Origin of the sequence: Caballeronia sp. ATUFL_M2_KS44, assembly GCF_023630965.1 — a bacterium.
In the GTDB taxonomy this organism is placed as follows: domain Bacteria; phylum Pseudomonadota; class Gammaproteobacteria; order Burkholderiales; family Burkholderiaceae; genus Caballeronia; species Caballeronia concitans.
This window is the reverse complement of record NZ_JALQEA010000051.1, coordinates 311540-334259: the sequence shown is the minus strand read 5'-3', so window position 1 is coordinate 334259 and position 22720 is coordinate 311540. Positions and strand designations below refer to the sequence as shown.

The 22720-nt window shown below is 64.3% G+C and carries 19 protein-coding genes and 1 pseudogene; 4 read left to right on the top strand and 16 right to left on the bottom strand.

The features are described 5' to 3' along the window. Window positions 1-3: 3 nt before the first annotated feature. The 11 genes from NCR39_RS22225 to NCR39_RS22175 are packed head-to-tail and all read right to left on the bottom strand — an operon-like array spanning window position 4 to window position 10790. A complete protein-coding gene (locus NCR39_RS22225) occupies window positions 4-1188 on the bottom strand; it encodes a beta-ketoacyl-[acyl-carrier-protein] synthase family protein (protein ID WP_250454223.1) in 1185 nt (394 codons plus the stop codon). Continuing rightward, on the bottom strand, window positions 1185-3581 hold the full coding sequence (locus tag NCR39_RS22220; RefSeq protein WP_250454222.1) for an MMPL family transporter: 2397 nt from the start codon (window positions 3579-3581) through the stop codon (window positions 1185-1187). Before NCR39_RS22220 ends, NCR39_RS22225 begins: the two co-directional genes overlap by 4 nt. Then, a complete protein-coding gene (locus NCR39_RS22215) occupies window positions 3581-4249 on the bottom strand; it encodes a LolA family protein (protein WP_250454221.1) in 669 nt (222 codons plus the stop codon). Before NCR39_RS22215 ends, NCR39_RS22220 begins: the two co-directional genes overlap by 1 nt. Further along, a complete protein-coding gene (locus tag NCR39_RS22210; protein ID WP_250454220.1) occupies window positions 4246-4683 on the bottom strand; it encodes an acyl-CoA thioesterase in 438 nt (145 codons plus the stop codon). The genes NCR39_RS22215 and NCR39_RS22210 overlap by 4 nt, the downstream gene beginning before the upstream one ends. Further along, window positions 4676-6427 carry a glycosyltransferase family 2 protein gene (locus NCR39_RS22205; protein ID WP_250454219.1) on the bottom strand — a complete coding sequence of 584 codons (1752 nt, stop codon included), beginning with the start codon at window positions 6425-6427 and terminating at the stop codon, window positions 4676-4678. The genes NCR39_RS22210 and NCR39_RS22205 overlap by 8 nt, the downstream gene beginning before the upstream one ends. Next, window positions 6424-8127: an ApeI family dehydratase gene (locus tag NCR39_RS22200; protein ID WP_250454218.1), complete on the bottom strand. Its 1704-nt coding sequence runs from the start codon at window positions 8125-8127 to the stop codon at window positions 6424-6426. Before NCR39_RS22200 ends, NCR39_RS22205 begins: the two co-directional genes overlap by 4 nt. Next, window positions 8124-8759, bottom strand: a complete 636-nt coding sequence (locus tag NCR39_RS22195) for a COG4648 family protein (protein WP_250454217.1) — start codon at window positions 8757-8759, stop codon at window positions 8124-8126. The genes NCR39_RS22200 and NCR39_RS22195 overlap by 4 nt, the downstream gene beginning before the upstream one ends. Continuing rightward, window positions 8759-9010 carry an acyl carrier protein gene (locus NCR39_RS22190; protein WP_208863131.1) on the bottom strand — a complete coding sequence of 84 codons (252 nt, stop codon included), beginning with the start codon at window positions 9008-9010 and terminating at the stop codon, window positions 8759-8761. The genes NCR39_RS22195 and NCR39_RS22190 overlap by 1 nt, the downstream gene beginning before the upstream one ends. A gap of 2 nt (window positions 9011-9012) precedes the next feature. Next, a complete protein-coding gene (locus NCR39_RS22185; RefSeq protein WP_250454216.1) occupies window positions 9013-9312 on the bottom strand; it encodes a phosphopantetheine-binding protein in 300 nt (99 codons plus the stop codon). Further along, window positions 9293-10084, bottom strand: coding sequence for a lysophospholipid acyltransferase family protein (locus NCR39_RS22180; RefSeq protein WP_250454215.1), 792 nt, complete (start codon window positions 10082-10084; stop codon window positions 9293-9295). Before NCR39_RS22180 ends, NCR39_RS22185 begins: the two co-directional genes overlap by 20 nt. Then, on the bottom strand, window positions 10071-10790 hold the full coding sequence (locus NCR39_RS22175) for a beta-ketoacyl synthase chain length factor (protein WP_250454214.1): 720 nt from the start codon (window positions 10788-10790) through the stop codon (window positions 10071-10073). Before NCR39_RS22175 ends, NCR39_RS22180 begins: the two co-directional genes overlap by 14 nt. 463 nt (window positions 10791-11253) lie before the next feature. Here NCR39_RS22175 and NCR39_RS22170 point away from each other — a divergent pair, with 463 nt between their 5' ends. Continuing rightward, window positions 11254-12099: a polysaccharide deacetylase family protein gene (locus tag NCR39_RS22170; RefSeq protein WP_250454213.1), complete on the top strand. Its 846-nt coding sequence runs from the start codon at window positions 11254-11256 to the stop codon at window positions 12097-12099. Window positions 12100-12196: 97 nt separating this feature from the next. Here NCR39_RS22170 and tssJ read toward each other — a convergent pair whose 3' ends face one another. The 5 genes and pseudogenes from tssJ to NCR39_RS22145 form a co-directional block, all read right to left on the bottom strand. Beyond that, window positions 12197-12949 carry a type VI secretion system lipoprotein TssJ gene (gene tssJ, locus NCR39_RS22165; protein WP_502800269.1) on the bottom strand — a complete coding sequence of 251 codons (753 nt, stop codon included), beginning with the start codon at window positions 12947-12949 and terminating at the stop codon, window positions 12197-12199. Window positions 12950-12973: 24 nt separating this feature from the next. Beyond that, the gene (tssG, locus tag NCR39_RS22160) at window positions 12974-13954 is read right to left on the bottom strand and encodes a type VI secretion system baseplate subunit TssG (protein WP_250454212.1); all 981 of its coding nucleotides are present in this window, start codon (window positions 13952-13954) and stop codon (window positions 12974-12976) included. Between the two features lie 86 nt (window positions 13955-14040). Continuing rightward, window positions 14041-15855, bottom strand: coding sequence for a type VI secretion system baseplate subunit TssF (gene tssF, locus NCR39_RS22155; RefSeq protein WP_250454211.1), 1815 nt, complete (start codon window positions 15853-15855; stop codon window positions 14041-14043). A 21-nt stretch (window positions 15856-15876) separates the two neighbouring features. After that, window positions 15877-16122: pseudogene (locus tag NCR39_RS22150) on the bottom strand (type VI secretion system domain-containing protein); the annotation flags it as partial. 25 nt (window positions 16123-16147) lie between these two features. Continuing rightward, window positions 16148-18889, bottom strand: coding sequence for a type VI secretion system Vgr family protein (locus NCR39_RS22145; RefSeq protein ID WP_250454384.1), 2742 nt, complete (start codon window positions 18887-18889; stop codon window positions 16148-16150). Between the two features lie 311 nt (window positions 18890-19200). On the opposite strand from NCR39_RS22145, the gene tssC reads away from it, so the two are divergent. The 3 genes from tssC (at window position 19201) to NCR39_RS22130 (ending at window position 22702) form a co-directional block, all read left to right on the top strand. Beyond that, complete coding sequence (gene tssC, locus NCR39_RS22140) at window positions 19201-20613, top strand: type VI secretion system contractile sheath large subunit (RefSeq protein ID WP_250454210.1); 1413 nt, start codon at window positions 19201-19203, stop codon at window positions 20611-20613. Window positions 20614-20687: 74 nt separating this feature from the next. Beyond that, on the top strand, window positions 20688-22034 hold the full coding sequence (gene tssK / locus NCR39_RS22135; RefSeq protein ID WP_250454209.1) for a type VI secretion system baseplate subunit TssK: 1347 nt from the start codon (window positions 20688-20690) through the stop codon (window positions 22032-22034). Between the two features lie 11 nt (window positions 22035-22045). Then, window positions 22046-22702 carry a DotU/TssL family secretion system protein gene (locus NCR39_RS22130; RefSeq protein ID WP_250454208.1) on the top strand — a complete coding sequence of 219 codons (657 nt, stop codon included), beginning with the start codon at window positions 22046-22048 and terminating at the stop codon, window positions 22700-22702. Window positions 22703-22720 lie beyond the last annotated feature (18 nt).

Here is a 22720-nt window from a genome sequence, read left to right as displayed (position 1 = left end):
GCGTCAACCCGCGAGAATGAGGCTGACATTGCTGCCGCCAAACGCGAAAGAATTGCTCATGACATGGCGTGTGCCCGCTTCGCGCGAAAGATGGCGCGCTTCCTGAACGAGATCGAGCGCGGGCAGATCGGCATCGGCTTCGCCGTCCCATCGATGCAGCGGCAACGGCAAGCCGGATCGCGCGAGCGTGAGCCACGCAAAGGCGAGTTCCGTCGCGCCCGCCGCGCCGAGCAGATGACCCGTGAACGGCTTCGTGCCGCTCGTCGGCACGCCTTGCGGAAACACGCGCGCCATCAGATGCGCTTCCATCTCGTCGTTCTTGCGCGTGGCCGTCGCGTGCAGGTTCACGTAGCCGATATCGGCGGGCGCGACGCCTGCATCCGCGAGTGCCGCGCGCAGCGCGAGTTCGCCGCCGACACCGCGCGGGTCCGGCGCGGACACGTGATGCGCGTCGCTCGATTCGCCCGCGCCCGCAAGACGCACGGCGGCTTCGTCGCGCGTCATCAGAAACACGGCCGCGCCTTCGCCGATGTTGATGCCGTTGCGATTGCGGCTCATCGGATTGGTGCGTTCGATGCTCGTCGATTCGAGCGACGCGAAACCTTGCAGCGTGAGTTCGCACAAGGTATCGACGCCGCCGACGACGATCGCATCGCACAGATTGAGTTGCAAAAGCCGCCGCGCCGCGACGAACGCCTTGGCGCTCGACGTGCACGCCGTCGAGAGCGTGAACGCCGGACCGTGCACGTTCAGCGCGGCGGCGGCGAACGGCGCGGCCGTGCCGATTTCCATCTGGCGATAATCGAAACGCTCAGGCAGACAGCCCGCCTGCGCGCGATGCAAAAACGCCTCTTCCGCCTCGCCGATGCCCGACGTGCTCGTCCCCAGCACCACGCCGATGCGCGCCGAGCCATAACGCTCGCGCGCCGCTTCGATGTCGGGGCGGATCTGTTCGAGCGCGGCGAGCAGCAGCCGGTTGTTTCGGCAATCGAAGCGCGCGACGGACGCGGGCGGCGCGATGTCGAGCGGGTCGAGCACGCGGCCGACGAACGCGTCGCCGAGGCGCGTGCGCATCGGTCCCATGCCCGGCGATTGCGACGAGGCCAGCGCGGTCGCGATCGAATCGACGTCGCCGCCGAGCGCATTGACCATGCCGAGCGCATGCAGATAAACGGATGGCAGCGTCACGCGTGGTGTCTCCTTTCAGGCGGCATGCTCATCGGCGCGAGCAGCACCGAAACCAGGATGCCGAGCGCGAGCGTCGCGCCGAAGCTCTTCAATGCGGGCATCGCGCTCATGCCGAGCAGGCCGAACGACAACAGCGTCGTCGCCGCCGAGAGCAGCACGCCCGCCCACACCGCGCCGAGATCGGCGTCGCTGCGCAGGCACCCTTCGCGCAGGAACACGGCGTAATTCGCGCCCACGCCGAGCACGAGCATCAGCGCGAGGCAGTTGAACAGATTGAGCGGCACGCGCGCATAACCGAATGCCGCGAGCGTCACGCCGACGGCGAGCAGCACGGGCAGCGTCGTCGCGATACCGCCGCGCGGCCGGTAACGCGCCATCAGCAGGACGAGCACGAGCAGCAGCGCGCCGCCGAGCCACATGCCGCTGTCCACGCGATACGCGCCGAAGAGCTTCGACACGCTCGCCGCCTTGTCGACGAATGTCACGCCCTCGATTGCGCGCGCCGTTTCGATCAGCGCGGACTCGTTCTTCGGCGTCACGCGGCGCGGCATGACGATGGCCGCGTAGCCGTGCTGACCGGCTGCATCGAATGCGCCGATCCACAAATGCCGATACGGCTGCGACCACGGCGCGGCGAGCCAGCGCTCGATCGTCAGCGGCGCGGCGTTCGCATGGCCGAACGAAGCGATCCACGCATCGGCGATTTCGTCGCGGAAGCCCGCGTGCAAGAGCGTCGCGCGCAAGGCGGCGGGATTCGCGAATACGTGCTGCGCGAAGAGCGCGCGGGCCTGCGCCTGACGCTGCGCCGACGGCACGAATTGCGTGACCGAGCGCCAGCCGTCGGCCGATTGGTCGCCTGTGAGCGCATCGAGCCGCGCGCCGAGCGCTTCCGCGCGTTCGAGCACGGCTTCTTCGGACGCGCCGCGCACCACGAAGAACTGCGCGGTGTCATCGACGCCGACTGCCGCGCGAACCTCGTTTTCCTGCGCCACGAGCGACGGATCGCGCTGGATCAGCAGATGGATGTCGTCGTCGCTCGTCAGACGCAGCCAGCCCGGCAGCGCGATCGCGACGAGCACCGCCGCGACGAACCACGCGCGCTTCCCGCCGATCGCGCCGCGCCAGCGCGCGAGCAGCGTCGCGGCGGACGCGAAGAGACGCCGGCGCGCGGCTTTCGGTCCCTTCACGAGCAGCGCGGGCAAGAGCGACATGACGGACGCGAACGCCACGCCGATACCGGCCATCGCGAAGCACGCGATCTGCTTGAGCGCGGGAAACGGCACCCACGCGAGAATGGCGTAGCCGAGCAGACTCGTGGCGAGCGCGACGCTCAGCGCGGGCCGCACCGATCGCGCGCCGCTTCGCGCATCCCAGCCGCGCTGCGCGCCGAGATAGACCACGAAGTATTGAATCGAATAATCGACGGCCTCGCCGATCAAACTCGCGCCGAACACGAGCGTCAGGAGATGCAGCTTGCCGAACACGAGCATCGTGAAGGCCAGCGCGCATACGATGCCGAGCGCCGTCGACAAGAAGCCGAGCAGCAGGAGCCGCGGCGACCGGAACACCCAGAGCATCAAGAGCGCGATGCCGCACGCCGAGACGACGCCGATCAGATGCACCTCGCGTTCCGACGCGCTGCGCGCCGCCTGCGCGTAAAACACGGCGCCGGCGCGTGCGACCGTGGCATCGGGCCAGGCCGCTTTCACCGATGCTTCCGCCTGCGCCGCCGCAGATAGCACCGCGCGCTGCGTTCGCGATTCATACGCGGAGCCATGCAGCGTCGTGACGACGAGCACGCTCGTGATGTCGCCGCGATGCGCGACGAGCAGATTGTCTTCGAGATCGAGACCCGACGTGGCGAGCGGCAAGTCCGAGAGCCAGTGTTCGAGCCAGCCGAAGGGATCGTCGGCGAGTTGCGTCGCGAGCGGCCCGCGCACGGGGTTGTAGATGCGCTGCATCAGCGCATCGTCGAGCGGCTTCGCAAGCGCGTCGCGGTCATCGCGTGTCAACAGGCCGAAGCGATATGGCGAGTACAGCGCGCCGATCTGCGCGACATCGAAAGGCGGCAGTTCCGCCGTCACCGATGCGAACGCGCCGCTAGTTCGCAGCGCCGCGCCGAAGCGTTTGGCCGCCGCCTTCGCGTGGTCCGCGTCGCGGCTCGATACGAGGAACACGGTGCGGTCGCCGAGCGCATCCGCCAGTCGATCGACGGCTTTTTCGGCGACAGGATCCGCTTCTGTCGCGGGCAAAAGCGCGAGCAGATTCGTCTCCAGCGGCGACGGCCCTTCGAAGCGATGGACGCAATACAGCGCGGCGACGAGCGCGAGCACGAACCACGCGGCCCGTATCGCAAGAAGCGCCGCGCGGCTGCGCTGCCGTTCCTTCAGCATCACGGCGCTCCCAGCAGGCCGCGTTCGGCGGCAGGCAATTCGTCGAGCGCTTCGCTTTTCGAGAAGTCGATCTGCGTGACGTCGCCGTTCGCGAGATCGATCCGCAAGCTCTGCAAGAACGCGCCGCCCTTCATTTGCAGCGCTTTGACGGCCTGCGCGAGCTGCGGCTGATTCGGCTTGAGGTTCAGCGTCCATTGCGATGGCGAGCCTTCTGCATCGACATCGAATTGCGAGTACAGCGCGGACACGTCGCCGCCGAGCATGGCGCGCATCATCTTCGATACCTGCGCGACGCCTCGCACGCCTTGCGCGCTTTTAGTACCGACGCGCTTGCCGTTCGCATCGACTTCCGTGACGCCTGTGTCCGCGATGACGAACGTCGCCTTGTACGGCGTGAGCACGCGCCAGATCACGCCGCGCTCGCGATAGAACACGAGCGTGCCCGTGCTCACGAGCGGCTGCTTCATGGCCGAAAGCGTCTGCGTCTGCGTGAATTGCGCGCGCACGCCCTTGATCTGTCCGAGCCGCGAAGCGACTTGCGATACCAGCGCCGCGTCGTTGCTTGCGTTCTGTGCGGGCGCGGCTGCGGGCGTGGCTGCATGCAGCAAGCCGGCGTTCGCCGTCAGCAGCAACGCGATGAGCGCCGTGCGCGCGCAGCGAAGTTTCATGAACGCGACCATACGCGCTCCAGCTTCTCGAACACCACCGGCGGCGATACGAATTGCAGTTCCTGCGTGGCTGCATCGACGGCGACCTGAATGGTATAGCCCTTCGTCAGCCGGTCGCCCGTCACGCAATCGACGATTTCATACGCTATTTTCAGGCGGTTTTCGTATTCGAGCAGTTCCGTGCGAACGTCGATGCGCTGGCCGTATCGCGCGGGACGCACGTATTTCAGATGCGCCTCGACGATGGGCCACGCATAGCCCGACGCCAGCATGTCGCCGTAGTCGTAGTCGAATGCGCGCAGCAGCGCGGCGCGGCCCGCCTCGAAATACTTCAGATAGTGGCCGTGCCAGCACACGTGCATGGCGTCGACATCGTGAAACGGCACTTCGACGATCGCGCTCGCCGTGAGCGTCTTGTTCTTCAGTTCAGCCATGACGCGTGCTGTCGGTGAAATCGGATACAGGCGTCGGCGCGGTTTTGCCCGCGCGCGCCCAGAAATCGAAGAAATTGAACCATTGATACGGCGCCTTGCGGCAATAGTATTCGAGACGCGACGCGTAGCGCTGCGCCCACGCCGCGATGTGTTGCGCGCGTTCGCGGCGCGGCAATTCGATGCGATCGGCAAATGATTCGAAGTACAAACTATATTTTCCTGCTCGCTCTTTGAGGCAGAAGAACAGATAGACGGGACAACCGAGCGCGTGCGCGAGCACATATGGGCCTTGCGCGAACGGTGCGGTCGCGCCGAGGAAGCGTGCGTCGGTCGTGCGGCCGGACTCGTGCGCCGGCACGCGGTCGCCCACGATCACGAGCAGTTCACCCGCGTCGATGCGCGCCTGCATCATCATCGACGTCTCGGGGCCGAAATCGCTCACGTGAATCAGATGCTTCGCGAAGTCGCCATTCGCCGACGACAGCACGCTGTTGAAGCGCTTCGCGTGCTCCGTATAGACGATGGCCGTGACCTTCGCGCGGCCGTTGCGCGCCGCGAGCGCCCGCGTCATTTCGAGGTTGCCGAGATGCGCGCCGATCACGAGCGCACCGCGTCCGCTCGCGATGAGCGCTTCGAAGGGCGCGGGGTCGTCGAACACGGCTTCGTGATCGGTGATCCGGCCCGACCACGCCGCGAGCTTGTCGAGGCCGGACTGCGCGAACGCAAGCATCTGCCGGTACGCAGAGCGCCAGCCGGGACGCGGCGTGCGCTCGTCCGGCGCGGCCTCGGCGAGATGCGCGAAATACCGGTGCGAAGCCGCGCGCGCATCGCGCCCCGTCAGCAGAAAATAGCCGACGACGGGATGCAGCCAAAGTCCCGTGAACCGCATGCCGAACACGCGGCAACTGAGCGCGAGCAAGGACATGCCGATGCGGCTGCCGCGCTCCGCGACGCGCCACCAGCCGTGTCCTGCGCGCGCGGCTGCGGTCTTGCGCGGCATCAGCTTGTGCGCGAGGAGCATCGGCGAGCGCAGCAGCATGCCGCACGCGAGCCGCGTATGACTCGCGCTGATGCGCACGTTGTCCCAGAGCACGTCGAAATGCGATACGCCGTCCGTCGCATAGACGACGCGCGTCGGGATCGAGCGGAACGCAAGACGCCGCCAGTAAAGACGCACGAGGATTTCGATATCGAAGTCCATGCGCGTGCCGAGCCGCACGCTGTCGATCAGCGCGCACGCGGCATCGAGCGGATACAGGCGAAAGCCGCACATCGAGTCGCGGATGGTGAACGACAGCGTTTCGATCCATACCCAGACGTGCGTCAGATAGCGGCCATACAAGCGCGATTTCGGCACGCTTTCGTCATAGACGGGGCGGCCCAGAATGACCGCGCCCGGCTCCGCGCGCGCCGCGTCGAGAAAGAGCGGCACGTCGTTGGCGTCGTGCTGTCCGTCGGCGTCGATCTGCAATGCGTGCGTGAAGCCCGCGCGCCGCGCCGCGCGCAAGCCCGCCATCACGGCCGCGCCCTTGCCGCCGTTCACCGGCAGACGCAGGAGCGTCATCTGCTTGCGATAGTGGCACGCGAGTTTGCCGAGCACGGCTTGCGTCGCGGCGTCGCTGCCGTCGTCGACGACGAACATCGGCAAGCCGTGAACGCTCAGGCGCGCGACGGTATCGCCGATTGCGTCCTTGTGGTTGTAGATCGGAATGACGATGCACGCCGCGAGGTTCGCATCGCTCATGCGTGCTCCCGATACACGATCGCGCCCGACGCGCATTCGCGTCCGTTCATCCGGTACGCGAACTGCACGCGCCGACGCGCGGCATCGTGCGCGAGCCGCAGTTCGAGCACCGCGCCGGGCGGCACGGGCGCCATGAACTTGAGACGATCGACGCTTTCGACCGCGCGCGCCGCCGCGACGTGTTCCGACGCGAGCCGGATGGCCCAGTCGACCTGCACGACGCCGGGCAGGATCGGCAAGCCGGGAAAGTGGCCGGCGAAATGATCGAGCGCGGGCGGCACGCGGATTTCATGGCGCAAGGTGTCGCCGTCGCGCGATTCCGCGAGCAGCTCGAAGCCTTCGGCGCGCGGACCGAACGCCGACGCGACCGCCGACACCGGCAGCTTGCCGCGCGCATCGAACGGCAGCGCAATGCGAAAGCGCCAGAAGCGCGGCAACAGCACGACGTCGAAATAAGCGGCGAGATGCCGGCGCAAGGTCTTCGCAAGCGCCACGCGGCCCGTGTCATGGAGCGCGGCGCGGCCTTCGTCCGAGAGCGCGATCACCGCGCCGACGCGTTCGCGCGTCGCGCCCGCGAGCGGCACCACGCACGCCTGCGCCACATACGGATGCAGCGCGAGACGCGCTTCGAGTTCGGGCAGCGAGACGCGCTTGCCGTCGAGCTTGACGACGCGGTCGAGCCGGCCTTGCAAGCGGAAGCGGCCGTCGTCGTCGAAGGCGATGGCGTCGTCGGTGCGATGCCAGTCGTCGTGGCCGAGATGCGGCGAGCGCACTTCGAGCGCGCCGTCATCGGCACGACGCACTTGCACGCCGCTGACCGGATGCCACGCCGGCGTTTCATTCTGTCTGCGCCACGCGATGCCGCCCGTTTCGGTGCTGCCGTAGATTTCGACGGGCGCGTCGCCGAACACGGCTGCGTAGTCGAGCGCCGTGTCCGCCGCGAGCGGTCCGCCCGACGAGAAGAACGCACGCGGCGCGGGCGCGAGCGAATCGAATCCGGCGAGCCCGGTCCAGCGCATGAGCTGCGCGGGCGACGACACCATCGCGGTCGCGCCGCACCGTGCAATGCGCGCCTGGATCTGCTGCGGTTCGACGCAGAGCGCGCGGTCGAACGCGCGGCCCGCCGCGAGCGGCCACATCACGCGAAACAAGAGGCCATAAATATGCCGATGCGGCACGCTCGCGAGCATCGTCGCGTCGCCGATCAGCGCGCCCCAGTCGCGTTCGAGCGTGCGCACTTCGGCGTCGAACTGGGCGAGCGTCTTGTGGATCGGCTTCGGCGCGCCGCTGCTGCCCGATGTGTAGAGCGTGAGCGGCGCGTGCGGATCGATGTGCAGCGCAAGCGCGTCGGGCGCGCGGGCGTCGGCTGCTGCGGCGTCGGCTGCTGCGGCGACGTCGGCATCGGTGAGGACGGCGTCGTAGGCATCGGCGAGATCGGCGAGATAGCCGGGCGCGGCGCTCGCGGGAATCACCGGCGTCTTGCCGCACGCGAGGAGCGCGAACAGCGCGCAGGCGAAATCCAGCGGATCGTCGATACACAACGCGTAGCGGCGCGCCGTGCCTTCGCGCAATTCCAGCGCCAGCGACGCCACGCGCGCGCGAAACGCGGCATGCGTGATGATGGCGCCGGTCGCGTCATCGCGGCAGACGGGGGTATGCGCGTCGCGTCGCGCGGAAAACAGTTCGTGCAGCGCGATCATGACACCTCCGCTTCCATTCGCCGTGCGCGCGGCAGGATCACGAGATAACGCCATACGATCTCGCCCACGAGCAGCACGGCGATCAAACCATATGCAATCGCGCCGTTGTACAGCGACCAGGCCTCGCGCGGCCAGTACAGCGCGGTGTAGAGCGAGAACAGACCGTTCGCGGCGAAGAACGCGCACCAGATCTGCGTGACGCGGCGCGTGTGGCGCACGGCCGGTTCGCTCAGATCGGGCGTGCGAATGCGCGCGAATTTTTCGATCATCGATGGACCGCGCACGAGCGTCGAACCGAATGCAATCAGCAAGCCGAGATTCACGAGAGACGGATAGATATGCAGCAGGCGCTCGCTGTCGGTCCATACGATCGCAGCCGACGCCGCGCTCAGCATGAATCCGACCGCCCAGTCGACGCGCGTGAGCGTGCGCAGCGACGCGCCCATGACGCCCGTGCCCGCGCAGCGCTGCAGCCAGATCAGCGCGAACAGCAGGCAGCCGACATAGCGCGGCGCGTTCCAGAACCAGCCGCACAGAATGACGGCGGGATACGCGAGCTTGAACACGACGTTCAGCGCGAGACCGGTCCTCCGATGCGCGTCGTCGCCGGTCCGGGCGGTCTGCGGCTGCATCAGTCCTGCGCTGCCAGCAGCGATTCGACCGCGGCGATCACGTCGCCGACCGTGCGCACGGACTTGAATTCCTCGGGCTTGATGCGGCGGCCCGTCATCTCCTGCAGCTTGATGGCGAGATCGACGGCGTCGATGCTGTCCAGATCGAGTTCTTCGAACAGATGCGCTTGCGGCGTGACGCGCTCGGGCTCGATGCCGAAGTTCTCTTTGAAGATCGCGCGGATGCGCTCAAGGATTTCGATGTCGGTCACGGTCATTCCCCTTTCGTTGCAGTGTCGCCCGATGCGCGCGCGGTCTCGCGCTGGCTCGCGACGAGTTCGGCGAGCGTGTTGATCGAACGGAAGTGCTCGCGCGTGCGCTCGTCGTTGGCGGCGATCGTCAATTGATAGTGTTTGCGCAGCACGATGCCGATTTCGAGCGCGTCGATGGAGTCGAGACCGACGCCATCGGTGGAAAAGAGCGGCGCATCGTCGTCGATGTCGGCGGGCGTCAGGTCTTCGAGATCGAGTGCTTCGATCAGAAGCTGTTTGATTTCAAGCTTTAAAGAATCCATGGTCGATCAAATGCCGGGTAATGTGGGCTTGCACCGCGTTCGTCACGGTGCGTGCGGCGAGCGCGGGCGGCTCGTCCCGAGCGGCGAGCGCATTCGCGCCGACCGGGTCGAGCACGTTCACGCGCATGTGAAACGCGCGCTCGGGCACGTCGTGCCAGCGCATGCTTTTGGTGAAGGCGGGAGGGTCGCAATCCATCAGCACGGGAAGAATCGGCGCGCCGGATTGCAGCGCCATGTGCGCGAAACCGCGCGAGAACGCATGCAGCCGGTTGCGCGCGGGACTGCGCGTGCCTTCGGGGAAGATGATCATCGTGTAGCCGCGCGCGAGTTGCCGTGCGCCCGCATCCACGAGTTCGACGGGATCGGCATTGCTCACGTAATCCGCCGCCCGCATGACGCCCCAGAAGAACGGATTGCTCCAGTGCGCGCTTTTCACGACGCAGCACGCGCGCGGCGTGAGCGACAGCAGCACCATGACGTCGAGCCAGGTCGGATGATTGGCGACCACGATCGCGGCGTGCTGCGCCTGACGATCGAGCGCGTGAGCGCCATTGACGTCGAGCTTCATCACGCGCACGGCCACGAGCACGGCGACGAGCGCGCGGAAGAACGCGTGAATGATCGCCGCGATGATGCGCTGCTTCGACGCGCGATGCGGCCAGATGCATGCGAGCGGAAACACGATCAGCGAGAAGCCGAGACCGCAGATGCCGAAGGCGGTGAACGCCAGCGCCGTCGCGACGAGGCGCCAGTAGTAGTCAAGCGCCTTCATGCCAGCTCCATTGCCATAGCGAGGACGGTCCGCGCCACTGAACCGGCGCTTTCGCATCGAGGCATTGCCGGACCGCTTCGCTTTGCGTGGCGAACCGGGCGGGCGTGGCGGCATCGGCTTCGAACGGCGCGTGGGCGGCGGCGTCGGCAAGGGCCGTGCGCGCGCATTCGAGGCGTCCGGCTTGCGCGGAGGCGTCGAGCAAAATCGCGAGCGCGCCGCCTTCCGCTTCGTCTTCTATCGTGCCGAATGCGGGATCGGCGGGTTCGTCGGCATAGACGAGCAGAACGGGCGACGAGGCGTCCGTCGCGTATTGCGCGTGCGCTTCGAGCAGCGCATAACCGAGCGTCTGCGCCCCCGCCGACACGGCGCTCGCCGGCGCGCGATCGCCCCGCGCGATGCCGAACACGCCGGTCATCGCGTTGAGAACGGAAAGGCTGAAGGATGTCGGCGAGACGGGTTCTCCCGCGCTGATGTCGCACAGGATGTCGGTGGTGCGCCGCAGCTCGCCGTGCCGCGATGCGAACACGACGCGCACCTCGGGCAGCGACGCGGCGCAGTCGTGCGCGACCTTCAGCGCGACCCGCGACAGCGCGCTGAGCCGGCGCCGCGCCATCGGATCGATGAAGCGGATGTCGGGCGCGACGGACGCGGAGGCGGGCCAGAAAGACCAGCGAGCAACCGGAATGGTCCAGTGCAGATCGGGCATATCGGTGTTCGCGTTTTGGAAACTCACAGCACCCGGCAGGACAACCGACGACTGCACGACAAGACGCGCTCGGTCCGGCGGTGGCCCACCCGATGCTTGCTCAATAGGTAAGTGAACCGTCGAATTAACGGCACGAGACAGCAACTATTTAGCGATAAGACGCAAAACTCGGCTCGGCACGCTCGGTTCCATTGACCGGGGGTGGCGAATGATACCGATGTTACGGCGGATTACAGTGAAAAAATCGAGCACTTTTGCCGGTTCGTCTCATCGACGCGACGCGCGCGCCGGGCGGGGCTTGCGTCGCGCGGGTGAAGCGTGTTTTTTGACGGAAGCCGGATTTGGGACGTTTCCTAACGGGTTCACCCGATCTCCGGCGCGAGTGATATCGTTCGACGCTTGATTGAAATCACGGACGTTTGTCAGCTATTTCTTGACGGGAATGGCGCAGAAAGATTGCAAGATGAAGCAACTGAATTCGCGGGCCGACGCCGCAGCGCCGAGACGCTGGCCGCGCACCGCTTACCCGCCGGTTTCCGTGGCGACCGTCGTCTGGCATGGCGTCGCGCTCGCCGGGTGCCTGCTCGACCCGTCGGCGTGGCCGTGGTGGCTGGCAAGCGTCATGGTCAGCCACGTGATCGTGGTGTCGATCGGGCTGTGGCCGCGCTCGAATCTTCTCGGGCCGAACTGGACCCGCCTGCCCGATACGCCTTCCAACGCCGATGCCGTCGCGCTCACGATCGACGATGGCCCCGATCCCGTCGTCACGCCGAAGGTGCTGGACGTGCTCGACCGGCATCATGTACGCGCGACGTTCTTTTGCATCGGGCAGCGCGCCGCGCGGCATCCCGCGTTGATGCGCGAGATCGTGGCGCGCGGTCATGCGGTCGAGAACCATACGCATCGTCATGTGCACACGTTTTCGATGAGCTGGCCGCATTGGCTCACGAAGGATATCGACGCCGCGCAGCAGACGATCGAAGCGCTGACGGGCGAGCGGCCCATGTTCTTTCGCGCGCCGGCCGGATTGCGCAACCTCTTTCTGCAGCCGGTGCTGCAACGGCTGGACCTTCGGCTCGCTGCGTGGACGCGGCGCGGCTTCGACACGCGCGAGGGCGACGCGGATCGCGTGCTCGCGCGGCTCGTCGACGGACTGGCCGCGCGGGACATTCTGCTGGTGCACGACGCGGGCGCGGCATCGACATCGACGGGCGAGCCTGTCGTGCTGGCGGTGCTGCCGCGTTTGATCGAGACGGTGCGCGCGTCGGGGTTGCGGTTTGTTACGTTGAGGGAGGCGGAGGGCGGGTGAGTTATTGCGCCCGAGCCGCTGCAAAACACACGTCCGTTTGCAGCGGCGGGCCACGACCGCTCGAAAGCATTCCTTCGGAGCGCACTATCCCCCGGATTCAAAGTCCAGCGGTGCTGCGCGAAGCCGCGCTCACGCTCGCCTTGGCGCTGGTGACGGCGTCGGCTGCCGCGCTGACGTTCTGAGCCGCCGCCTTGCTCGCCGCCGATGCATTCGCGACACTCGATGCCGCCGCTGCCTCCGATGCGGGCACCGACTGTTGCGGCGCATCGTGCTTGACCGGTTTGGGCTTGGCACCTTCCAGCACGAGCATGCTGCCCTGCACCTGAATCTTGACCGAGTCGGTATCCTTCCACTGTTTCTTCGGAATCAGCAGCTTCCACGGTCTGGCGCTGTTGGGCGTACGAAAGAACGCTACAACGCCTACATACTCCGCGTCTTTCTGCATGGGCTCGCTCACGCTGGCGCTCCCGCCCGGCTTCAGCACGACATCCTTGGTCGCCACGAGGTCCGCCTTGAGCAATTCGAGATCGTCGTTTTGCAACTGAATGTATTCGAGCTGCGCGAAGGTCTTCGAGTCCTTGAGCTGGTAGAGCCGCACCACTGTGGAAAGCGATTGTCCGGAGGCGGTTTCGTTCAGCGCGGCCCGCCCGTCGAAATCGATGTTCATCGTCTTGACCTGAGTCGTGAATAGCCATTGCGCGGCGCTTACGGTGCTGTCCTTCGTGGCCTGCCAGACGCCGCAACCGGCGAAGGTGAGCACGCTGACCGTGGCGAGCGTCATGCTTGCGGCTCGGGCAATGCAGCCGATCGATTTGCGGCTGCGCGATTCGTTATATGAGTTCTGCTGCATTCTGTTGTCCTGCTCTGTTTCGTTCTATGCGTTGTTGGATGCGCTCGATCCGTCCCACCGCCCCAGGTGCACGCGCGTGACGCGCGCAGACGCCGCGCCTGCGCTGCGCGAGGCCAATTGCGTCGTCAATCCCAGACTCGTTTGCCTGGGCGCGAGCACGGGATCCGGCATGAGTTCAGGCCGAACGTGCATTTCGAGATGCGCCTCGCCCTCATAGCCGAGATAAAAGCGCAGAAGCGTCATGACCTCCCGATACGCCGCCTGCCCGGGCGTCAGATCGAGCACGGTCTCGCGCGTACCCGGCGTGATGACCACCCGCACCGCGTTGGAGCGATCGTAAAAGCCGCGCCCTAGCAGACACTGTTCGCCCAGCGCAGCGGGTTCGAAGTCGGTCACCTCGCGCCACACCGGATAAAACTCCTCGACCGCGATGAAGGCGTCGGGCACCGCGTGCTGCAACACGCCGGCGAGCCCTTCCGCAGTGCGCGTCTTCTGCGCGGTGACACCGAGCATCGACATCAGCTTGCGCGGGTCGACGCCGGCTGAAGCGCCAGATGACGCGCCAGCCGGCCTTGTGTCGATCCCCAGTCCGACGAAGCTGAGCAGATAGCGCGACACCGCATCGCTGCCGCCGTGCCGATAACCGACCGGATACCGGTACTTGCGCCACACGCGGTAGTACTGCGTGAGGATGCGGTGATGAAACAGATCGAGAAACGCCGATAGCGGCTCGGCCCCATCGCGATTCTGCGCAACCTCATCGACGAAATACGACGGCATGCGCGCATCGACGCCATATAGCCCGAGAAACGTCGTGCGCACCGTGGGCGGCGCCTTCGGGTTGTCATCGTCGAATTCGATGCGGTCGATCTCGCGCCCCGGGAAACCCAGCCGCGGGCGCGAGCGAAACCGCACCGGCTCCGTCGCGGGCGAATCGGTCGTGCCGATGGGTGCCGCATCGGGCGCGGCAAGCTCGATCAGCTCGCAGAAGCGATAGAAGTTCATCTGCGTCGCGCTGTGAAGCAGTGCCTGCAGAAGCGGCCGATCAGGCTGCGTACGATTCGACGACCCGACAAGTGTGTCCGGCGAATTCAAAACGGTGCTCCTTCGCCCTTCGTTTCCGGCCATTCGATGCGCCTGCCCGTGGGCTGCGAGACGACCACGAGCCTGGTGTACAGGTTGATCGTCGCGTAAAGGCCGAGGAAGCGGTTCAACATGCCGCTGAAGAGCTCGACGTCGCCGTCACCCGCGAAGCGCGTGCTATCGAGCGTCACCGTGATTTCGACGCCACGCATCAGTCCGCCCTTGACGAGTTTCTGCAACGGCCGATGGCGCACATCGGTGATCGCCTCGATACGCCTGCGGTTCAACTCGCCTTCCGTCCAGTCGTAGAGCGCGAGCGATCCGCGCAGAATCTCGGCATCGAGCAGCGACAAGTAGTTCGGCGCGAGATGTGAAAGCACGCGCCACTGGAAACGGTCGCCCGTGGGCGGATACACGGGCAGCGTCGGCGCGGTCAGATTGCGCACGGCGCCCACGTTCGTGAAACCACCGCGCATGCGCGTGATGCCCGCCTCGCGCAGCGCCTTGCGCGGCAGCATGCCGTTGGTGCCCGTCACCGAGACGGATAGCGTTTCCTTCGGCAAGATGCGGGCTTGCTCCCACGCGTGACCGCCAAGCACGAGCCACGTATCGAAGCGACCAGACGGTCCGCGCCGCGTGCGTGTGTGGAAATACCGCTCGGGCAATTCGTGACGCAGCATGCCGCCGCGATGCTTGAACGCCGCGAACGGCACGTATTCGAAACGCCGGCCGCCCTCGAAGCCCTCGACCATATCGACCGAATAGATATCGACGAGCGATCCATACTGCGCACGCGCGCGCACGCGGTATTCGGTCTCCAGCTGCGTCACCTTGACGGGGTCCGCTGCGATCGGAAACAGATTGATCACCGGCGTGCAGTAGAGCCGCAGGTTCTCCTCGGTGAAGCGCATGTCGTCGGGAAACGTCTTTTCGAGCACGATGTCGACGTCGAATGAACGCGCCGAGGCGGGAATCGCCGTCATGTCGAGCCCGAGCAGGTCGATGAACATGAACTTCTCGGGGAACGTGAAGTATTCGAGCAGCAGCTGATAGCCGCCGAACGCGTTGTCTGCCTTCGGCCACAGGCGCTCCTCGGTGGCGAAGCCGGCCGCCTGCAGACGCAGGCCGGGCATCGGCTGCGGCGCGCCGGGGCGGTCAGCCGGGAAGCCGGGCACGCGCACCTGCATCGCGACAGGCTCCGCGCTCAACGCCGCATAGAGCGCGTGCGCCACTGGTCGATCGGCGTTCAGATAGAAGCGCAGGCGCGGCACGCGAAGCCGGTCACGCTGCGCTTGCTGCTGGATCGTGAAGCGAAGCCGGATAACCGAGCGGCCATCCTCGCGCGCATGCGCGCCCGCTTCGGCGAGCGTGAGCGGATACAAATCGACGGCCTGCGTGGTGCGATACACGCATTCGATTTGCGTCTCGTCGCCGGTTGTAAGACCCGTGGCGATGCGATCGGACGTGGCTTCCAGCCCCGCGTCGATGATTTCGTGCTTTTGCAGCGAACCGACGTTCGGCACGAGTTCGAGGATCGAAAGCGAGGGAATCATCCGCAGGTAATGCGGCCAGAGCATGCTCACGAGCCCTTCGGTGAGCTCGGGCAGCTCGTCGTCGAGCTTGTGGCGCAAACGGCCCATCAGAAACGCGAAACCTTCGAACAGGCGCTCGACGTGCGGATCGCGCTCGCCGAGACGGTCGATATCGAGCTCGCGCGCGCGATCGGGATAAGCGCGGGCAAACTCCCGCCCCGCTTCGCGCAGATAGCGCATTTCCGCTTCGTAATAGCGGAGGATTTCGTTGTCCTTGGTCGGAGACGACATCGGTCTTTCTTCCTTGCTCTTTTAGATGAGCGCCACGGCGCGCGCGGCGTCGATCGCTGTGAGGTCGCCCGTCAGGCTTTCGATACGGCTGCCCAGCGTGGTCTTGTCGGCGTCCTTGCGGTTCAGGCGGTTCTTGAGATTGCGCAGCAGGTGATGCTTCGCCTCGAACGCAAGCGACGGTTCCCAGCGCGCGAGCTGAAAGCGTTCGATATCCGCATCCAGATGCCCAAGCAGGTGCAGCGCGGTGTCGGAGCGTTCCGCGCGCTCGTCGTCGGGGCGATCACATTCATTGTCATGCGCTTGCTTTCAGTTTTCCGAGTATCACTCGAGCGTTCATTGTTTCCAACTCGTGCTGTACCAACGGAAGGGATGCTCGGTCCGTGTTCGCTTGTTGGGTGACAAACAGTTGGTCGCTGTAGCCCATCGCGTCCAAAGCTGAATAGAACTGCGAAGCCTCGGCCATGGCGGTCACGTCAGTGTTCAGCATGAGGGAACGCGACTGGCCGGCGTAGACCAACCAGACCTGTCCGGGCCCGCTGTTATAGGCGTCGTGCAATTTCGCGTGGTCTGAATCGCTAAGCGTCAAGTGGCCGCTTCCGTCACTCGTACCGCTCAAAAGAATCTCGGAAGACATCACGGCGCTCTGAGCACTCGTTGCCTGCACCATGCGCCAATCGGTATGGATGTGCGGGTGGCCGTTCGGTCCAGCCATGTCATTGAGGAGCATATTGAATTTGACTGGCCCTTGCTGCGGCTGCGGCGGCAAAGGGCCGAGCTGGGCGTGGATTGAAGCCGCCCCTTGCTTCTGAATAGTGATGACCTTGAAGAACAGGTCGCCTGGCCCACCGAGGGTGACGTTGCCGTCCTTCAACTGGATGAATGCGCCGCCGCATTCGAGCGTGAGTTCCTTGGCCGCCGCGACTGTAACCTTGCCGCTGACGCTGGTGATCGTCATATCCTGATCGGACGCCAGCGACATCGCATCGCTTTGCGCCTGAAGTTCCACCGGCCCCTTGGCCGCGAAGAGCTTCAGCCCCATCTTCTGCGCAAAGATGGACACCAGTTCACCCGCGGCAACCGTGAAGCGCTTCATCACGCTGAAGTCTGCATTTCTGCCTGCCACTGCGGAGATGTTCTGCTTGGCCGCTACCTGCACCCCGCGACCCGCCGCGATGCCCACGCAGGCCGGCGCGCTCGCAAGCAGCCCGGCGTCCTTGAGCCCATCGAGTTCCCGGGTCACGGCTTGCTGCGCCTCCGTGTCCGCAGGAATCGCCTTGGCCGCGCGAGACGAATCCGCCAGCGCTTTGGCCAGTTCTAGCGCACTCTCAAGCTGAGCGACCGTCTGCTGCATGTCCAACTGCTTGCCCGATGCAGCCGGCTGATCGTATGCGGTGATGTACACACCTTGACCACCACGGATCGCACCATGTCCCGACGTCCGGAGCTCGAATCCCTCGCCTCTCTTCTCGAGGGTCGAATCGACCAGATGCCCCAGGTTGAGTTGCGACTTGCCCGAGTGCTCCGTACTGAGCTTGATGCCCTCTTCGCCCGCCCAATCCTCCATCCGGAGCTTGTTATTGCTCTGTGTGCGGATGACGTTTCTCGACAGCCAGCGACGATCGTTCGTGATGTGATCGACCGCCTGGCTGTTGTGATGGAAAGACACAATAAACGGCTTGTCCGGATCGCCGTCGCGGAACCCGATTACGACCTCCGTGCCGTCTAAGGCCGGGAAGTGGAAGCCCGTTTGCAGTGCGCCGGCGAACGGCTTTGCCAGGCGCAGCGGCACGCTTTCGCCCCCAGATGGCCAGTCATCGAAGTCGGTGTCGAACCGGACGGTGTAGTAGCCCGCGGCGGTGATGTAGGCATACTTGTACTTGTCCGGTGAAGTCACACGGCCGCTCAGCGTGCCATGAATCTTCGGGTGTCTGGACTCGTCAATCTTCAACCGGAAACGCCGGTCGGCGGGAATCGCCTTGAATCTGTTGCTGTACGCACTATCGCGTGCGCCGCTGTGCATCGCCTCGATGACTACCAGTCCGTCCTCGGCATCCGGCAGTTCAGTGTCCGTACGCAACACGCGTGCGCACCGCGCTTCCATCACATTGCTTCGGCCTTCGAATACTACCTGCCAGGCAATTGCCGCTTCGTGATAGAGCTGCGCCTTTTGCTTGGCTTCTGCCTGATCGAGATGGGCGGTGCCATACACGTATGGCTGGCCGTAGGTGGTCGGGTCTTGCGGAGCGACATTGCTCTCATCGCGAAAGCGCTCCCAAGCCTTGTTGGGGTTGTAGTCGGCGACTACCACCGACTGCGGCACGACATGCGAGTGATATTCGAGTTCGAACACCGACTCCAGCGCGGCCTCTAGCCCGGCATTCTCCCGATACGGCAGCGTGCGCACGGGCTCATAGACATAGTGATCGATATCGTCCGCAATCACGATCCGGTCGCCGTGCTCGGTCTCCTCGATGTAGAGGTACAAGCCGTTCTTCTCCAGCAGCATCTGGACGAACGCCAGGTCGTCTTGTTGATACTGGAAGCAGAAGAACTTTTGTGGATATTGGCCCCGCAGTCGCCCGATGAACTGGTGGTCTCGCAGATCGTGGCGGCGAAATACGCTTTCTATGATCTGCGGAACGGTTTGATGCTGATAGATCTTGGTATTGCGCACCCCTTCGAGCCGCGCCAGATGCGACTTCAGTACCATCTCATAGGCAACGAAGTCCTTTGTCGTCTTGAGCTTCGAGAATGACGAGATGAACCCCGAGAACGCTCTCGACGTCCCATCGGCCGACTTGATCGAGAAGACGGCATCGCGATTCAGGTAGTCACGGCGGGAGATGACTCGCGGGTGGCTCACCTGAACGCGAACCTCCGACGGCGCACCCATGCGCTCCATCGCGGTGAACGAACTAACCGACAACAACGCCGCGCTTTCGACGCCCAGCACGTCGACATGGTAAGCCTGACGTCCTGGAATCGCCGTTCCTTGCGTTACAAGCTCCCTGCCTTCGTCTACCAGACCGGACATGGTCATACCCACCCCTTCCTCTGCACCGCCATCGACGCCTGCCAAAGGCAAGCGGTGAATCCTTCTTTGCGCGAGAACGCACATGGGGCCAGAACTTATCGCACCTCGGGCGCAGCCATCATCGGAGTATTCCTAATTCCGGACCACCATCCGCCTTCACTTAACTTTTTCCAATGCGTGACAACTTTATATATTCAGGCATGCTATACGTCTCGGTTTCGTAGAATAAAGAGGCGCGACGCTGTACTGTTGCGCCCGCTCACACCGCGGCTTACGCACCACCGTCCGTCCGCAAGAAAGAAACTGCGCTCATGGCACACACTTCGATCGATCGTTCCAAGACTCACACGGAAGTGACCTTTTCCGTGACCGGTCGGCCTTCCGCGTCCGAGCCGTTCACGCTCGATGCGCAACGTGACCATAGCCGCCTCGACATCGAGATCGCGAACATCGACGAACTGATCGGGCATCAACTCGACGCGATCCTGCATCACCATGACTTTCAACGGCTCGAAGGCGCCTGGCGCGGCCTCAAGTTTCTCGTCGACCACACCGACTTCCGTAAGCACGTCCGAATCGAGGTTCTTGATGTCGCGAAAGAAACGCTACGGCACGATTTTGAAGATGCTCCCGACATCATTCAGAGCGGTCTCTTTCGACACACTTACACCGAGGAATACGACACCCCCGGCGGTCAGCCAATCGCCGCGCTGATATCTGACTATGAGTTCGACGGCGGGCCACAGGACATCGCCCTGTTGCGCGACATTTCGAAGGTCGCGGCAGCAGCGCACATGCCGTTCATCGGCGCAGTATCTCCGCAGTTTTTCGGCAAGGCGTCGATGGAAGAGGTTGTCGCCATCCGAGATCTGCGTGGCTATTTCGAACGCGCTGAGTACCTTAGATGGAACGGCCTGCGCAAGATGGAAGACGCGCGTTATCTCGGACTCACCCTGCCGCGTTTTCTCGCTCGCTTGCCTTATGTAACTCACTCGAGCGCGGACTTTGCCTGCGATCGCTCTTTCAATTACAGCGAGGCGGTGAAGGGCTCGGACACGAGTTGCTACGTGTGGGCGAATGCCTCATTCGCGCTCGCCACCAATCTGGTGCGCAGCTTCGTGCGCAACGGCTGGTGTATCCAGATCCGCGGTCCGCGGGCGGGCGGTCTCGTGGAGGATTTGCCCACGCAACTGTATGACCTTGGCGCCGGAAATCTCGCGAAAATTCCGACGGAGGTGCTAGTTCCCGAGACGCGCGAATTCGAATTCGCTCATCTTGGCCTGATCGCGCTGTCGCACTATCAAAACCATGATCAAGTGTGCTTCTACTCGGCGCACTCGGTCCAAAAGCCCGAAGACTTCGACACCAAGGAAGCAAGCGCCAACAGCCGCGTGAACGCCCGGCTACCCTACATCTTCCTGCTCTCGCGCATCGCGCACTACCTTAAGATGATTCAACGCGAGAACATCGGTACGACCAAGGATCGTCGTCTGCTCGAACTCGAACTGAACACGTGGGTCAAGACGCTCGTTACCGAAATGACCGCACCCGGCGATGATCTGCAGGCATCCCATCCACTGCGCGATGCGCGCGTTGACGTTGAGGATATCGAAGATAACCCGGGTTTCTTTCGCATCAAGCTCTTTGTTGTTCCGCACTTTCAGGTTGAAGGCATGGACATCAACCTGTCGCTGACTTCGCAAATGCCGAAGGCGAAGAGCTAACTCAATCCACCCGGAAGAACCTGTCGAGCGATGCATCGAGGCACGCATCTCCGACGACTAACGACTCATCAACGATGAAAATAGCAAGACCGCTTTGGGCGCAAGGCGTCTTCATGACGCCGCAGCACTTTCAGCAACAGGCATTGTGGGAGCAGTTTGCCAATGCTCGACTCGCCGATATCGCCAGCCCCGATCCGTGGGGTGTGATCGATGTTGCGATCGACAAACAGGCGCTGGACATTAATCGTCTCCAACTCACCCGGCTGACGGTGCGTCTGCCGGATGGCACGTTCATCGACAGCGAGACGGCCGACTGGCTGCCCTCCGCGCGCAGCCTGGACGACGTCCCCTCGCACTACGAAGCCGTGACGGTTCTTGCAGGCGTGGCGCTCATCGACGCGCAGGGCGGAAACTGCGTCGAGCCTAGCGCGAAGCCCGCGCGCCCGCGACGGTTCGTGCGCGAGTACGTGCACGTTGCTGATCTGCATGGCGAGGGCAAGGAGGAGATCAGCGTGGAGCGTCACGTCGTCTCCCTGTTGTTCGATTTCGAGGAAAGCGGCGACTACGTGACCTGCCCTGTCGCACGATTCGTCCGCAACGCACAGGGCCGCTTCGAGCCGGATGGCGCGTTCGTGCCCCCATGCCTGTTTCTCGCGGCCAATGCGACGCTGACCGCGCGCATGAAACGTCTGTCGGAAATATTGAGCGCGAAGAGCGCGAGTCTCGCCGTGCGCCGGCGCGAACGCTCGGACCAGATCGCCGATTATGCCGTGGCCGATGTGTCGCTCTTCTGGCTGCTGCATAGCGTGAACTCATCCTGGCCGGAACTCGCGCGCCTGGTGCAGGCGCCCAATCAACATCCCGAGAAGCTGTATGCCCTCTTGTCGCGGCTGGCGGGATCGCTTTTGACCTTCTCCACGACCGAGACACTGCAGGCGATTCCCGCGTACGATCACCGCGCACCGGAGCCCGTGTTCGCCGAGTTGGAATCGCTCATCCGTACGCTGCTCGATACGGTCATTCCGTCGCGCGTCGTGCCGATTTCCCTCGAACGCGTGCGCGGCACGGTCTGGACCGGTCAGATCAACGATGAGCGGCTCGTCGAAGACGCCGACTATTATCTGTCCGTGCAAGCGAGCGTGCCGCCGCACACGCTGATCGAACAGTTCCCGCGGCTGTGCAAAGCGGGCGCCCCCGATGAAGTCGAACAGATCGTCAATTCGGCGCTTTCCGGTATCCCGCTGAGATCCATGTCGCGTCTTCCTGCGGCCATTCCCGTGCGCGTCGAAAACCAGTACTTTGCGCTAGACGGCGCGCATCCAGCATTCAAGCGCATGATCGCCGCGCGCGCCTGCCAGTTCTACGTCCCGACATCGATCGCCGACGTCTCGCTCGAACTGTACGCGGTGCTGCCGACATGAGAAGCGCGAACTTGAAAGCCGACGCGGATCTTCTGCCTGTGGCGCTACGCGATACGGCAGTGACGGTCACCGATTTGGGCGACGTCAACATAGAAAGATCCGTTGCTGATCTGAAACACGAGTGCCAAGCGCAAATCGCAGGCATGCGGGTGGAACTCAGGCAAAGAGGACTTCCACCGGACGTGATCGAAGATGCCGTGTATGCCCAGTGTGCGCTGCTCGACGAGACGGCGCTCGGCCATCTCAATGACGATGCGCGCGGAGAATGGGAGCGCGAGCCGCTGCAACTGGATGAATTCAAGACCAACGATGCCGGCGAGGAACTCGTGCGCCGCATTCAACGGCGGTTGCATGAGTCACAACCCGTGCGCCCCTTGCTGGCAATCTTCGGCACCGTGCTTGACCTGGGATTCACAGGACAGCTCGCGCTGGAGGGCAGCGATTCGAAGGCGAAACTGCGGCAAGCCATCGACGCGCGGCTTGGTGCTGCTCGACGACTGGACACGGATAACGACGCATCCATCATCGTCAAGGCTGCCGTCGTCCGTGCGTGGACGCAGCGCATCTCGCCGCTCGGATGCATTGCGCTCGCCTGTGTGGCCGTGGGACTCGTGTGGTTTGCAGTGGACCGCTGGCTGGATGCGTCGGTTGCGCGGATGATGCACTGAGAGGGGTCGCAATGGCCA

What these genes read in the sequence shown, in the direction of transcription:
- NCR39_RS22220 (WP_250454222.1), bottom strand. Translation starts at nt 3,581, where the DNA reads ATGCTGAAGGAACGGCAGCGCAGCCGCGCGGCGCTTCTTGCGATACGG.
- NCR39_RS22215 (WP_250454221.1), bottom strand. Translation starts at nt 4,249, where the DNA reads ATGAAACTTCGCTGCGCGCGCACGGCGCTCATCGCGTTGCTGCTGACG.
- NCR39_RS22210 (WP_250454220.1), bottom strand. Translation starts at nt 4,683, where the DNA reads ATGGCTGAACTGAAGAACAAGACGCTCACGGCGAGCGCGATCGTCGAA.
- NCR39_RS22205 (WP_250454219.1), bottom strand. Translation starts at nt 6,427, where the DNA reads ATGAGCGATGCGAACCTCGCGGCGTGCATCGTCATTCCGATCTACAAC.
- NCR39_RS22200 (WP_250454218.1), bottom strand. Translation starts at nt 8,127, where the DNA reads ATGATCGCGCTGCACGAACTGTTTTCCGCGCGACGCGACGCGCATACC.
- NCR39_RS22195 (WP_250454217.1), bottom strand. Translation starts at nt 8,759, where the DNA reads ATGCAGCCGCAGACCGCCCGGACCGGCGACGACGCGCATCGGAGGACC.
- NCR39_RS22185 (WP_250454216.1), bottom strand. Translation starts at nt 9,312, where the DNA reads ATGGATTCTTTAAAGCTTGAAATCAAACAGCTTCTGATCGAAGCACTC.
- NCR39_RS22180 (WP_250454215.1), bottom strand. Translation starts at nt 10,084, where the DNA reads ATGAAGGCGCTTGACTACTACTGGCGCCTCGTCGCGACGGCGCTGGCG.
- NCR39_RS22175 (WP_250454214.1), bottom strand. Translation starts at nt 10,790, where the DNA reads ATGCCCGATCTGCACTGGACCATTCCGGTTGCTCGCTGGTCTTTCTGG.
- NCR39_RS22170 (WP_250454213.1), top strand. Translation starts at nt 11,254, where the DNA reads ATGAAGCAACTGAATTCGCGGGCCGACGCCGCAGCGCCGAGACGCTGG.
- tssJ (WP_502800269.1), bottom strand. Translation starts at nt 12,949, where the DNA reads ATGCAGCAGAACTCATATAACGAATCGCGCAGCCGCAAATCGATCGGC.
- tssG (WP_250454212.1), bottom strand. Translation starts at nt 13,954, where the DNA reads ATGAACTTCTATCGCTTCTGCGAGCTGATCGAGCTTGCCGCGCCCGAT.
- tssF (WP_250454211.1), bottom strand. Translation starts at nt 15,855, where the DNA reads ATGTCGTCTCCGACCAAGGACAACGAAATCCTCCGCTATTACGAAGCG.
- NCR39_RS22145 (WP_250454384.1), bottom strand. Translation starts at nt 18,889, where the DNA reads ATGTCCGGTCTGGTAGACGAAGGCAGGGAGCTTGTAACGCAAGGAACG.
- tssC (WP_250454210.1), top strand. Translation starts at nt 19,201, where the DNA reads ATGGCACACACTTCGATCGATCGTTCCAAGACTCACACGGAAGTGACC.
- tssK (WP_250454209.1), top strand. Translation starts at nt 20,688, where the DNA reads ATGAAAATAGCAAGACCGCTTTGGGCGCAAGGCGTCTTCATGACGCCG.